This is a genomic window from Pantoea graminicola (assembly GCF_048452665.1).
Classification (GTDB): Bacteria; Pseudomonadota; Gammaproteobacteria; order Enterobacterales; family Enterobacteriaceae; genus Pantoea.
Genome location: NZ_JBLWSJ010000013.1, coordinates 17,429 through 30,544, shown reverse-complemented (window position 1 = coordinate 30,544; position 13,116 = coordinate 17,429). Strand labels below are relative to the sequence as shown.

The window sequence follows — 13,116 nt, the reverse complement described above, 5'->3', positions numbered from 1 at the left end:
ACAAAGGAAAGTGGCAGAGAGGGTCGATCAGGCCCCGAAGATTAATTCAGCGTGATGGACGCGGGGGTGCGGATAAGCCCCGCACGGCGCAGCAGCCAGACGCTGGCCATAACGGGGATAGCACAGGTGAAAACAAACAGATTCCAGCAGACCAGCGTGAGCGCGGAAAGCACGCAGCCGGCAGTCATCACCAGCAGAAACAGCAGCAGCGTGATAATGCCCAAAGGCATCATGCCGCCCTGCGCCATACGGGTGGCGAGATCCCAGGCAAACAGATGGCTGTGTGACATGATGGTTTTTACGATATCCGGCCCGAACTGCCACAGCACGATGGCGCTCCAGGCGAAACACAGTGTTAACCAGATAACAAATGTGCGTGCCGCACCGTTGAGAGGAAGCATAGGTATTTCCTTCAGAAAGTTAAGAATGGAGGATCAGTAGAGGTACAGCACACGACCGGATGCGCGCCAGCCACGCAGAAGCCTGCCAGTGAAGCATGCGCGGCAATTAACTGGTGGAATCTAAGCCACGCTTCCGCTGGCCCGAATATCCGGGAAGTCCGTTGAAAATGAGGCCCCGTAAGGGAGGAGGGCAGCACCCGTGGTGTTGATGCTGCCCCGATGTCAGCCGCCCGAGGGGCGCAGACGGGGGTCGGCAGGCGCCCCGTTGTCAGGAAAGATTTCTTATTTCTCCTTAAGGCGCTTGCCGCCGGTTTTACAACCGGTCGTTACTTAATACCAGGAATTTCAGCAACCTGCAAGTTGCCATACCTTTATGACTTTACACTGGATTATTACAGCATCAGCTAAGCAGTGTTTTAGACTACATGATGCCGGCAACGGATTTCGCCAGTTGAGCCTCAAGAGCCGGCTTGGCCTCTTCGAACTTCAGGTTTACTTTGTTAGCGCTTGAAACGACACGGGTCTGATATTTCATACGATTACCCTCTTCGCTACTGGTCTGCAGCTTGATGCCAGAGTTTCCCTGACGAAGCGCTGCGACATTATCCGTCGTTACTGCTGCTTTACTGCGTTCGGAAATCTGCAGATCGGTCACCATCGTAAAGTTAGTATCCTCGACCAGAGCATCTGCTGCCATTCCAGCAAGCCCTGCGGCCAGGCCTATACCCAGAATGGCTCCGCCGGAGTTACTGTTGTAAGCAGTGATTCCGGCACCCAGAGCAGCACCTGCAGCAGCTCCTTCATAACCTGTCGACAGGAAGCTTTGTGCCTGCCGTAAATCCATCTTCTCTGCTTTCAGCACGTTAGCCTGAATCCAGTAATAAGCAGCATCAGGACTGGAGGTGACGGTATAGCCTTTTGCGCGCAGGTCCTGCGCCAGCATCGGTTCAAGATCACTCATATCTTTATCAGAAGTATTTCGCACCTGCAGATAAACCGTTTTCTGGCTGGAAGGTTCCAGCCAGACGGTCTGGCTCATCTGGGTTTTGACATCAAGATTGCGCTTTTTAATAGCTGTACTCATGGCACTGCAGCCTGAAAGCATCAGACAGGCAGCAGTCGTTGCTGCCACTAAGACATTACGATTTTTCACAGGTGAATCCTTATTTGACAGAAAAAAACGGAAATGGCGCGCCCCTGGGCACGCTGTATTAATTGGAAGTGTTTATAAAGAAAACCCCTTCTGCCAGAGTGGCAGAAGGGGCATTAGCAGTAGATGAGTTTACTCAGATGCTTTTAATAATTTTGGCGAATTTGCTCATTGCGCCAGCAATACCATAGCGTGTTAATTCTGAACTGATAATAGCCTGCATGATGAGATGGCTTATCAAAAGCACGAATGGTGCCGCATAAAATAACTGCGGATTCCAGACTGCCATTAATGCGAACATGCCATTGCCAAAGATTGCTGCTATACAGGTATTTTTGTATGTCCGACCTAACTTCTGCACCAGTAGCGATTTACGCCTCACTGTCTGAGGTATAGCTGTCAGTAACAGGAACGGAGTGTAAGTCATAGCCATAATTGCTAATGATAAGACTAGTGTAAAGCCACCAAAGGCCAGCGTTAGCCCCTGATAGTGCAGCGTCGGATTAATCCACACATCGTCTGGCGGCACAAAACTATAGATGATGTATGCGAACGATAATGCATACAACGACAAACAGGCTACCGGAAAAACAGCACTCAGTTTCATTGCATCGAGTGCATTTGGAACCTGCTGTTCGCCAGATGAAAAACTATTAAGCAGATAATCTGCATCCTTCTTGATATCGCTATACATCATCCTAGCCCCTTACTTATCCGGCACGCCGCCTAAGCTCCGCTATTTTTCGATCAAAGTCATCGCCCAGATTATCTTTGGGTTTCTGGCCTTGCTCATTTAACTCTTTATTATGACCCGCTTTAAAATTTCCTTTAGCAGAATCATGTTCGTGCTTAAGTATATCACTGGACATCTGAACAGTGGTTTTATTTTCAGCGATTTTACCGTCATTATCTCTGAGAGTTTCCATAAGGCCAGATCTTTGTGCTGCAACCTGATTGGCAACATTTTTCTGAATGCCGGCACCTGCAGCCTGCTCACCTATAAGTTTTGACCCACTGCGGAAATCGTCTCTCATTTGCTGTGAAGGTGCACCGGCTGAAACGCTGAGATTTCTTTCCCTCCTGTCCGTGCTGACTTCAGTTGGTCGGCCATCAGTCTGGGCAGCACCCGGCGTTACCCCGCTGGTTCGTTCACGTCCATATATTACAGGGTTACTAAGCAGGATCTCCCCACGCACTTCTGAACCCGTCCCATCCAGAGTTCGTGATGGTTTCTGGTTCGATGATGTTTCTGCAAGGCTTTGTCCTGGTACCTGTTCACCCTGAGAAAGCCATGCGCCTCCACCCTGAGATGTTCCAGGTACATCCAGCGAACGAGCTGGCTGCAGAGGTTCACTGTTAACCTGGTCAGTCCGTGCACCATAGTTACGCATGATTTCAGGCTCAAGACGCTCATGCATAAATTCAGTCGCTGCGCCCTGTGCGCTTCTTACGTTTGTCAGGATGTTCTGGGCGTCACTGCCATATTTGGCAGTTGTCCAGTCCACAAACTCCTGATTGTAGTTGGCGTCCAGGCTGGCGCTCTGTGTCTGCGACAGTGTGGCCATGCGGCTGAATTCCTGACTACGCGTGCTGCTCTCGGTGTATTGATGGTACTGACTCTTCGAATCATTAAGCGTTGCTGCGAACTGCTGAGCATTAGAGCTGGACTGATTATCGGTATGGCTGCCCGATTCGCTAAGTCGGGTAGATGTCACCATATCCATACCCTCACGGAAGTCACGCGCCTCCTGACTGCTCTGATCGTGACGACTATCGCGACCCTCGGAGTGAGTTTCCTGCGTTCCGTGTGAACTGCCGGTACTATGACGAAGGTCGGCACTAACACTGGCTTCACCTCCTGCGCTCAAGCCAGTAGCCCATTTACCGAGTTTACCTCCCAGCTGATCACCGGTATCAAATTTAACCTGCCCTCTGACACCCGTGCCTGCACTTCCCTGATTGGTAATGTCCATAAGCTGGTTGTACGCCTGCTGCTCAGAAACATTATGCGATTTCGCATAGTTTTCAACGGCAGACTGCATTTTGCTCGCGCCTTTAGAAACATTCGTCGCCACACTGTTATCGCTGCCCTGCGTTACGCTGTCGCTGTTGCCACTCTGCTGCGTCAGCTGGTTCATCTGCTGGAAGCCGCTGGTCACGCTGTGGTTATAGCCATCAAGCGAACTCTGCGCCTGCTGTTGCGCCTGCCGTGCCTGTTCGGAGAACCCGCTGCTGGCGAGTGAGCTGAGCCTCATGCTGACAGGCAGATTTGATATTGCCTGGCTGGTATCCACTACAGTGTGCCCGTCAGCCGTCTGCGTCATCATCGCGTTATTACCTGTCTGGAAGCCCTGAGACCCCGATCGGCGCAGCATGTTGGTGTCAAACTTGTTGGCGCTGACGTTATCCATCGACATGTTGTTAAACGACCAGTTGCCGTCTGCCGTTGTGGAGGCCTGTCCCCCGGTCGCAAACGCTGCCGAACTCATTACCCCGCCGACAGCCTGTGAGGCCACCGACGCCGCGCCTTTGGTCAGGAAAAAAGCGAGCACCGGTATCGACATGCTCAGATAGCCCGCGATATTCGCCGCATCTGAGTGCTGCAGAGCAACCTGATCCTGATTGGCCAGTACCAGTGGCGTAGCACCGGTCTTCGTCTGCAGATAGAAGTTGGCCAGCGAGTTAAGGATGGCGAACATCACGGGCCACATGGTGAAGTAAACGAAACCGCCCGCGTACAGCTTCAGCGTTTTAATCCCGAAGATGTCGTGGTTCACCAGTGCCAGCGCAATGACCAGCGGAAACAGCGCAATCAGTACCAGCATCATCAGTGACTGGAACATTGGCAGCGTACGCGTGGCTATCACGCCGCCCGCGCCCCAGCTGATGCGCTGCTTGGTCATGCTGGACTCGGTGGCCAGATTCAGCAGGTTGGCCGTATCGGAAGATCGCGCCGCAAAACCTTTCCAGCCGTCACGAATGGCCGCATTGGTGATGTTATTACGCATAATCTGCGCTGCACTCAGACCACCCGCATAGAAGAAGTTGTAGCTTTCATCCATCGCGTTGCCGAGCAGTGTGTCCCCACTGACGCGGCTGCCGAACACGCGCGTGGCCAGCGCGTGCCAGGTTGTGCCACCGATGCGCACGTCTGCTCCAATCAGGTTTTTTACTACCGCAGCCGCCTGCTGGCAGGTGATGAACTGCCGGCCACTGCCAGTATCCTGGTACAGGCCACGCAGCGGACTCGGGTTATTCGTAATCAGCGTCAGCGGATCGGTACTGTTCAGCAGCTGTGACACGGTGTACTTATTATTCAGCAGAATATCGCCCACCACGCAGTTCTCCACGTAGTCGGTAAGCATTCCGGCCAGCTGCGGATTCTGTGACCGGAAGTCCGTGGTCTGCGCCACGATCTGCGAACCGAACAACATGCCGGACTTCGTATAGGTCAGCGAATCCGGTCGCGAAAAGCTGTACTCATAAAGCCGCGCCACACCGAACTGCACGGACGTGGTCAATCCGGTGATGAAAGCCAGGCCAGCCGGCACGTTATCGACCTGATAAACTGCCGCCGGATCTGTGACATCAAGAATCTGTACGCTGCGCTTCGGAACGAGCAGCACCGACGTAATGACAAAAAAGATGGCCAGCCAGCTGGCAAACACCATCGGATTGCGCGATTTGATGAAGCTGAAGATCACGCCCAGCACGCCAAAAAGCCCGGCGATACGTTTTAACGTGTCATAGGTGTCGCTGCCGATGACGGTGACAACGCCGTTAAACACCTGACGCCACATGTCACCGCCGTAGATGGTCCAGACTTCAGTCATTGCCCGTTCCCCATTGATAGTTACCCTGATAAGACGTCGAGATAATGGTTGATACCTGCTGCTGCAGGTACTGCATGTTGCGATCGATGCCGTCCAGCGCGTTCTGATCCGCGGTGCTCTGCAGCTTCATCTGTGCCAGTAGCGAGGTTGCAGCCAGCACGTTGTTACGAAGCTCGCCGGCGGCCTGCTCGGGGAAGTTTTTACCGGCCAGTGACTGGCCCGCCTGTTTTACCAGTTCCTGCAGGTACTGGATCATCATGTCCTGCGCGATAAAGTCGGCGACCTGTATCAGGTAGGTCGGGCTCATGCCCATGCTGCGGGAGTTTGTCAGGTATTTCAGTACCGGCACCGAGGTGGTGTTGATGAAGCCTTTTTCTCTGTCCGACAGGCCGGTATCAGCAGTGAGTTTGCTGTCGATGGAAATCATCAGGTTGCGCACCTGGGTCACCAGCGCCACGTCGCTGCTGACCGTGACGCTGGCCACCGTCGGCCCGAGGCACAGGTCCTGCTCATCACAGCCGTACATCTTCGCGGTGCCGCCACGCATCAACACGGTAATGATGTCGCGGTTATCAACCAGCGGCGTCAGGACCGTCACCTGCCCGGCTTTATTGAAGATGATGGAGCCTACCACGCTCATCACCAGCTCCTTCAGCTGGCGGTTGCCGTCGAACAGGTGGTTGCGGCCCAGCGCGTCCCAGATGAGGTTTTTGTTTTTCAGCACCTGGTCCTTCATTTTATCGGACGCCCGACCGGTGACGCTGTCGCCCTGACCGCCCACGGTGCAGCCCTGACGCGATGCCGCCCAGTCGGAGAAAATGTTGCTTTCGCCAGCAATGTCCTGACAGATTTTCTGGTTCGACACCTGAGACACTGGCCACAGGCCGCCGATGATGCCCTGCGCGGCCTGACAGGAGCTCATGTTGGCGGAGTTTACGTCCGAGGCGAGTTTCTGCAAAAAATCTTTAGCCTGCTTGAGCTCCGGTACCATCGTTTGCAGTGCCAGATCAAAAGCGTAGCCAGCCGCATTGCTCATGATCTGCTTAACGAATCGCTGCAGTTCCGCGCCGTTGATATAGGAAAAAGCCCCCAGATAAGAGTCAATGCCGCCGCAACCAGCGTTGAGTGAAGGTACCTGCATTGAGATGAGCTGCACCTGTTTAACCGGATTACGCAGATAGATAGAGCCGCCGGTAACATAGCCTGCGGCCTGGCCCTGCCATGCCTGAGCCTTTGAGACGTTGCCGTCAAAGCCGAGACTGCCAAAGTAGCCGTTCAGGTCGCCCTGCACGTCGGCCAGAGCCGGCGTGCTGATGACCAGCGCCGTCGCGGCGCAGAGAAGGAACTGCCTGAGTTTCATGTGAAGACGCTCCAAAACAGCCATTGATTCAGCATTGACTGAATTGGCTGGAAGAAAATTAATGGGCAGCTGAGCCGAAATATGAGAATGGTTATTCCGGTAAGTAAGGTTTGTTCCTGCGCGGATCAGAAAGCGTTACGGTCGGCCATAAATCCGTGCCGGCGTAGGGTGATGCTGGTCAGCGCCCCGCAGCCGAAGCCACCGGAAAGGGAAAACAGGAACAACAGCGGATAGAGCTGGAGTCCACTAAGGACCAGCATGTCAGCACCGTAAGTGATGCCATCCATGCGGCCGGCAATTTCGCAGGCGAGCCAGGCATAAAGGGCGGCTGCGGCCAGCAGAGAGGCACAGACAAGCAGCAGCGCCGTCTCCAGCCGGGAGAGCGTTAAAGTTTTTTCAATCATGAGTATTCCGTCGGCGGTACAGCCGTCTGTATTACTGCGGGGTCAGTGAGGCACTGCTTGGGACCGGACCCAGCGTGTCCGGTGGAAGGTTATCGATATCGGCTTCGATCATCAGCGCCAGTCGCTGGCTCATGGTTCCCATGTCCGTCTCACCCTGAAACAGCGGGTAGGCCACGTTGGTATTCACGTTGACCATAAAAGTGGTCGGCGTGGCGATGGGCAGTCCGTTACCAAAGAACGTCAGGATCTCACCGGCAATCGGCTCATTCGGCCCCGCTTTACGCGGGATGAGCGCCACCGGAAAGGCTGCATCTCCGTAGCCATCAAGCGTATAGGGATACACCTTTATCCCCGCCTCATCAGCCCAGGACTTCAGCAGCGGGTCGAACTTCGCGCTGTACTGACAGCCACGCTGCATAAAAACCACCACCGCATAGTCGTTCAGGTTCACCTGACGTCCGTCGGTCAGGGTCATCATTCTGGGCGGCTTTACAGGTGCCGCACGCTCCGGGCGGGCCCCGGGTAATCCGAAGTCCGGCAGCTGCGCACCGCGCTGCTCCTTCGCCTGCTCCAGCGCGGCAATGTCCGAGGCCACAGACGCGTGTGCGAATACAGGCAGCGTCAGCAGTACAGTCAGCAGCACATTAAGCCTCATGATGGCCTCCCCGTCCGCCGCGCGACCTTCGCCAGGCAATCAGCTCCGCGATAAGGCCAAGCGCAATCAGAACCAGACAGGCTAATGAGCCCCCGGTGAGAACGTCATAGGTGAAACTGACAGACCATTTCAGTAACTGGCGCAGGCAGTTAAAAATGATGCCTGACATAAACAGGAGGATGATAAGGGGTAAGCGGTTCATAAACGGACTCCCTGAACGCGGCCGCGCATGATTCGCATCGCAACGCCGGCAATAATGGAAAATAGTACGCCGGTAAAGTAAAAGCCGCGCAGCGTACGGTTAGTCTCTGTTGCCCATGCCTCACGGCTCTCTGCCGCCTCCACACACTTAGCGGGCGGGGGTGAAGGCTTAATTTCTCTGCTGACCGGTACGGTCTTATCCCTCGACGTATCAGTAATCGGCGGCCCGGCCTCTCGCGAAACCCGTGAGGCGCAGCTCCACACCTGCCCCGCTGGGGCATCGCGTATCAGCCTTTCGGCCTCGTTCACAAGCATCTGCCCGGCACCACCGGCGCCGTGTGCACCGAGCAGGAATAGCAGAAAGAACATTAGCGCCGGATGGATAACGAGCGTCTGCAGCAGGAGATTTTGCACCAGCCGCGCAGCGCGCAGCCGCCCGTGCCAGACAGGTGAGAGTGTCAGCATAAACAGGTCCTCAGAAGTTAGCCTTAAAGCCGGTGGCCACGTTAAGAAAGCGCTTCGCCAGGTCGTCCTGCGTCATAAAGCCGTAGGCAAGCGGACGGAAGCTTTTTGACTTCGGGTCAACCAGAAACAGCGCCGGATAGTGGCTTATCCCCATTCGCGCACTCTGACCGGCGTCCGGCCGGCTGTCGGGCACCTGCGGGGACACCGTGCCGTCCACGCTGACCGGTATCAGTGAGATGTGGCGCAGGCGGGCAAAGTCGGCTACCACGCCGGCCATCTGTGCATCAATCGGGTCACTGCCGCGGTAGAAGTAAAACAGCCCATACTGGCCGGAAAGCTGGCTGATTGCCTGCGTCTGCTCCTGCTGGTCCCGCGCCTGCTGCAATGGCGCTGTGCTGTTGTAGTGCGGATGATCAAGGTTGTAGTCGAGGTCCGGATGGTCAAGCTGCGCAACGGCAAACGACTGGCTGAACATCGATGCCCGGTCGGTCCAGAACTTCTGCCAGCGCAGGAATGTGGCAGTATGCTCTGCGGACGGATGCAGGATGGCATTGTTCAAAGCCTCCTTTGTGTACTCCTTGAGTACATCCGCCTGCTCTGATGGTGAGAGCCTGCTGAAGTCCGGCACCTGCGGCGCAGGCTGCTGTTTTGGTGCTGGCGGGTCCGGTTTTTTTTTCGGCTCGTTGTACCAGTACCAGCCGGTAAACGGGTCTGCCGGTGTCACTACCACGTCAGCATCAGGTGCATCATCCGCCATTGCCTGTCCGGCGAACATAATCATCATGAGGCTAATCAGCAGGCGCTTCATTTTTTACCTCCTGTCTGAGCGTTAACCTGTGCAGCTATGCGATCTTTTGCCTGTTTGATCATCGTCGCTGAGTCAGGGATTTTCTGGTTAGCCATCAGGTCGCTGTAGAAGTCCTGGAAGTTGATCAGATCAAAGTTAATAGCCTGAAGCTCGGGAACGGTGATTCCGCGACAGTTCGGTGAGTCTCCGCTGCCAAAACTGACGTGCAGCTGATCGCGACGGCCCTGTTCCTGGATGATGCGAGCGAGCTTGCCACCAAATACGCAGTAGGCCTGTTTTTTCTGCACGCACACACCCAGTACAGTCTTGTTACAGGCTTCACCGACCAGAACCGTTACCTTCTTAGCCTTCGCCTTACCGATAGCCATTTCGTCACTGTTGCAGTTGGCCAGCCCGGAGCTATTTCCCCAGCCGGTATCAACGCAGCAGTTTGAAAAGCCAGCCATTGCTTTACGGCAATAGAGCGCCTGCCCCGTAAACGCTTTTATGTTGATCTGATCGCCGTTCTTCACGTCATCACCGGCAGAGGCAAGACCAGCAAGCTTGGCCACGGCAGTATCGAAACCGTTGTCACCGGCACCGTCCGTAGCGTCACAGTCGCCGCTCTGACAGAGGTACTGACCGCCGCACAGCAGGCCCTGAGAGCTGAAAGTGGTCTGGCACTGATATGTATTCTGTTCATGGGTGCACATACCGCCTTCAGCTTCAGTACAACCTCGGCCAGCTAAAGTGCAGTTTCTGTCAGACATGAGCTGAGCGCAGTTACCGGTGGAATTAACCGGCACGATGTAACTGTCCTGGTACTGCCAGCAGCCCTGTGTCTGGGTATAGGTCTGACCGTCAGAATCAACTGAGCGTGTACCACCCGGATCGGTACAAACGCTGCCGGTGCTGGCGATTGCCTGGGATTTATCAAAGCTGCAGCTTTCAGACCATGTCGTATCAGCCTTTTTATCTGACACGGTTACGTTATAAGTCACGTCGAGATGGAACAGGGTCGTGCCATTATTGATGTATTTCACTAACGTATCGTAGGGTGTATTACCACGGGAGGAATTCATGGTAACAATCGCTGTATAGGTCTGGCCTGCGTTGACCTGAACTCCGGCAATATTGATACCTACAGCACCCTTACCGTACTCAAGCGTGACATTGTTATTGAGCAGCATCACGTAATAATAAAATCTAGGTGAACTGACATAAGTAGGTGCCGGCGTATAAACAAGCTGCGTGGTACCGCTAACAAGCGTGGCCGTTTCCGGGAATGTAATATCTACCAGTACCTGTTTGTCCACACGACGTGCGTTTTTGAGCAGCATATTCATCGTCCTGGTTTCCGTGTGACTGGAGCCTGTGAGGATTATGCTGCCGGTGCGGGCACAGGTCTGAACCTGAGCCACGTCCCTGTCGCAGGTGAAGTTTTCAAATACTGACTTTGACACGACTTTCGCGGTGCACTGGCTGTTGGTACCGTCCACGATGGAGCCGCTGTTCGCCTCCGCATTCTTGCCGTTCTGGATAAAGTCGGCGTTCGGGTCAATGGTCACGGCCGGATTCTTCGTTGAAGAATCCGTAACGGCCTGCCCAGCTTCATTACTTCCGATCTGTGTCTGCCCTTTATCCTTGATCCCACCATCACCGCCCTGCACGCCGCCGTAGTAGCCCCCCTGCGGAGGACTGGCCGTATAGCCTGGAATGACCGATGCAGGGTCTGTCCCCTTCGCCGCAGCAGTGCCCTGCCCCTTGTTTGAGCCGGCATATCCCGCACCCGCGTTGTAAGCGTCACTCGTCGCATCAGCGAATGCGCCGGACACCATCAGACATAAAGAAAGCAGCAGGGCACGCTTCATTTGGTACCCTCCGCATCCTGCAGCAGCTGCGCGGCCGTACTGCCACAGTCGCCGCGCTGCTTAATCTCTTCGAGCGCCTGCTTAACCGGCAGGCTGCCGTAGATGACATCCGACTGACTGCCACAGGTAACGACCAGCGCCGGCACGGCCCGGATGTTGTACTTCTCATACAGGGTCGGGTCGATCTGCACCCCGGCCTGCTTATCTTTTTTAGACAGTTCAAACATCGTCTCAGCGGTCTGACGGAAATCGTTGTTCAGCAGGCCGCGCAGCGTGGCCGGTATGCCGAAGCGGCGGGCGTCCGCAAGCATCGGCAGCAGCCCCTCCTCCGGGATACCCAGGCTCACGAAATACACAGCCCGCGGTGCGGGGCGGGCGGCGCTGTTCTGATCCGCCTGCGAGGCAGCAATCTCATTCTGCAGCTGCGAGACCCGTTCCTGCTGCGCATCCGGCAGCGTGATATTCATGCCCTTCAGCTGGCTTTTGAACAGCTCTAGGTCTCGCTGCTGCTGCTTCATGTACGCCATGTCATTACCTGACACAACCGGCTGTTCTGTAGCGCTCGCCGTTTCTGCGCAAAGAAGCGCGGCGCCCGCAAGCAGCGCCGTAATCAGAGGTTTTTTCATGGAGAGTCCTTACAGATAAACGCAGTTACGCTTTCGCCACATGAGGTAGCCGAAGTTCTTTTTCGTCGCCGGTGAGTTGTGTACCGAGCCCCAGAGCTGGGTTGTGGTGCCGAACGGATGACAGTCATTGGGTTCGGGATACATATTCACCATCTGGTAACGCCAGCGTGATTTCGGGATGATCGGGGACGGATATTCATAACAGACAGCGACATCCGCCCCGACAGTCTCCATCACCAGCCCCTCCCGGTGCAGCTTGAAGGCCATGCGTTCGCTGACCAGCAGTGAGGCTTCCAGTGGCGAAAACTCATTACTGGTAAAGCCCGTAAACGGATACATCGAACCCTGTGCGCCGGCACACCAGAACAGCGGGTCCAGCGGCACGCCCGCCGTAGAAGCAATGGAATCTGCAGCACAGGCCCCCTGCGCCAGCAGGTTGTTGAAAAGCGCCACTTCCGGATTCAGGATCATGGCCAGCGTGCTGTCGTTCCATAGCGGGTCAACCTCGGACAGGTAGGCGATGTCCATGTCGCCGGTCTGCATGCAGCCCATACTGGTGATGATGTTGAGCCAGTAAATCAGCGGGTATTTGTACCAGTGCACGTGATAGAAGCTGCCGGGCGTGGGTGAGTCGCTCTGCCCGCCGCGTCCGGCGCCGGTGCGGCCGAGGTTAATTTTAAAGCCGCCCATGTTCACCATAACACCGGGCTCGCGCGTCACGTCGGTCAGCGCCAGCGGCTCCCAGAAGCCAATGGCCAGACCCAGCCGATAGAAAATACCGTAGGGACACATCTGAATCGGCGAGGCGGGATTCGGGGTGTCCGGATGTGCGCCTGAAGCCAGCTGGATACTGCCCAGCGACATCGGGAACAGGCACTTCCAGCAGACGTCGCTGATAGGGTTTACCCAGCGCCCGTCGCCGGCGTTGCTGGTCGCGGCCATGACAGGCTTCGCCATAACACCTGCCGTGAGCAGGCATATTATGAGGAGGAAACGTTTCATTAATCTTCGACCTGCATTTTGTTACAAAGCCAGACGCACACCGGACCGTCATCTGTGTCGTTTATGCTGCCAACAAACCATCCCCCGCCCGCGGGCCCGGACGGCTCCCACTGACTGCAATTGCCAGTTTTCCAAAATTCTTCCATCAACCAGCCAGGTGCGTCGTTTTCCATCCAGATAAAGGCGGCCGCCAGATTATGTGCGGAAAGCCAGGCCTCAAACTCGCCGGGCTGCGGATATTCATTGTCTCCAGCTGGCACAAAAAATTCATGATGTGTCCAGCCGCCCCAGCGATCGCGCACGACCGGCTGAGCCGATATTTCAGCAGGGTGTGTCATAGGTGGAATTCCGTAATGAAGGC

Annotated in this window: 13 protein-coding genes; all 13 read right to left on the bottom strand. The window is 55.4% G+C overall.

From position 1 onward, the window contains the following. Positions 1-41 precede the first annotated feature (41 nt). Positions 42-401 carry a hypothetical protein gene (locus tag ACNY69_RS20940; protein WP_418800167.1) on the bottom strand — a complete coding sequence of 120 codons (360 nt, stop codon included), beginning with the start codon at positions 399-401 and terminating at the stop codon, positions 42-44. A gap of 421 nt (positions 402-822) precedes the next feature. Further along, entirely contained in the window at positions 823-1,506 is a 684-nt protein-coding gene (gene traT / locus ACNY69_RS20935) for a complement resistance protein TraT (RefSeq protein ID WP_143790524.1), read from the bottom strand. Positions 1,507-1,687: 181 nt separating this feature from the next. Next, entirely contained in the window at positions 1,688-2,248 is a 561-nt protein-coding gene (locus ACNY69_RS20930) for a hypothetical protein (protein ID WP_143790481.1), read from the bottom strand. Positions 2,249-2,261: 13 nt separating this feature from the next. Continuing rightward, a complete protein-coding gene (gene traG / locus ACNY69_RS20925; RefSeq protein WP_418800162.1) occupies positions 2,262-5,384 on the bottom strand; it encodes a conjugal transfer mating-pair stabilization protein TraG in 3,123 nt (1,040 codons plus the stop codon). Beyond that, the gene (gene traH / locus ACNY69_RS20920) at positions 5,377-6,744 is read right to left on the bottom strand and encodes a conjugal transfer pilus assembly protein TraH (protein WP_143790486.1); all 1,368 of its coding nucleotides are present in this window, start codon (positions 6,742-6,744) and stop codon (positions 5,377-5,379) included. The genes traG and traH overlap by 8 nt, the downstream gene beginning before the upstream one ends. Positions 6,745-6,869: 125 nt before the next feature. Further along, complete coding sequence (locus tag ACNY69_RS20915; RefSeq protein ID WP_143790488.1) at positions 6,870-7,148, bottom strand: hypothetical protein; 279 nt, start codon at positions 7,146-7,148, stop codon at positions 6,870-6,872. A 31-nt stretch (positions 7,149-7,179) separates the two neighbouring features. Then, positions 7,180-7,803: an F-type conjugal transfer protein TrbB gene (gene trbB, locus ACNY69_RS20910; RefSeq protein ID WP_143790490.1), complete on the bottom strand. Its 624-nt coding sequence runs from the start codon at positions 7,801-7,803 to the stop codon at positions 7,180-7,182. 198 nt (positions 7,804-8,001) lie between these two features. Next, on the bottom strand, positions 8,002-8,469 hold the full coding sequence (locus ACNY69_RS20905; protein ID WP_418800158.1) for a hypothetical protein: 468 nt from the start codon (positions 8,467-8,469) through the stop codon (positions 8,002-8,004). Positions 8,470-8,479: 10 nt separating this feature from the next. After that, positions 8,480-9,277: a type-F conjugative transfer system pilin assembly protein TraF gene (gene traF / locus ACNY69_RS20900; protein ID WP_418800155.1), complete on the bottom strand. Its 798-nt coding sequence runs from the start codon at positions 9,275-9,277 to the stop codon at positions 8,480-8,482. After that, positions 9,274-11,127: a type-F conjugative transfer system mating-pair stabilization protein TraN gene (traN, locus tag ACNY69_RS20895; protein WP_418800152.1), complete on the bottom strand. Its 1,854-nt coding sequence runs from the start codon at positions 11,125-11,127 to the stop codon at positions 9,274-9,276. The genes traF and traN overlap by 4 nt, the downstream gene beginning before the upstream one ends. Continuing rightward, positions 11,124-11,753 carry a type-F conjugative transfer system pilin assembly protein TrbC gene (trbC, locus tag ACNY69_RS20890; RefSeq protein ID WP_418800150.1) on the bottom strand — a complete coding sequence of 210 codons (630 nt, stop codon included), beginning with the start codon at positions 11,751-11,753 and terminating at the stop codon, positions 11,124-11,126. Before trbC ends, traN begins: the two co-directional genes overlap by 4 nt. 9 nt (positions 11,754-11,762) lie before the next feature. Beyond that, positions 11,763-12,755, bottom strand: a complete 993-nt coding sequence (gene traU, locus ACNY69_RS20885) for a conjugal transfer pilus assembly protein TraU (protein ID WP_418800147.1) — start codon at positions 12,753-12,755, stop codon at positions 11,763-11,765. Next, positions 12,755-13,093, bottom strand: a complete 339-nt coding sequence (locus ACNY69_RS20880) for a hypothetical protein (protein WP_418800144.1) — start codon at positions 13,091-13,093, stop codon at positions 12,755-12,757. The genes traU and ACNY69_RS20880 overlap by 1 nt, the downstream gene beginning before the upstream one ends. Positions 13,094-13,116: the final 23 nt, after the last annotated feature.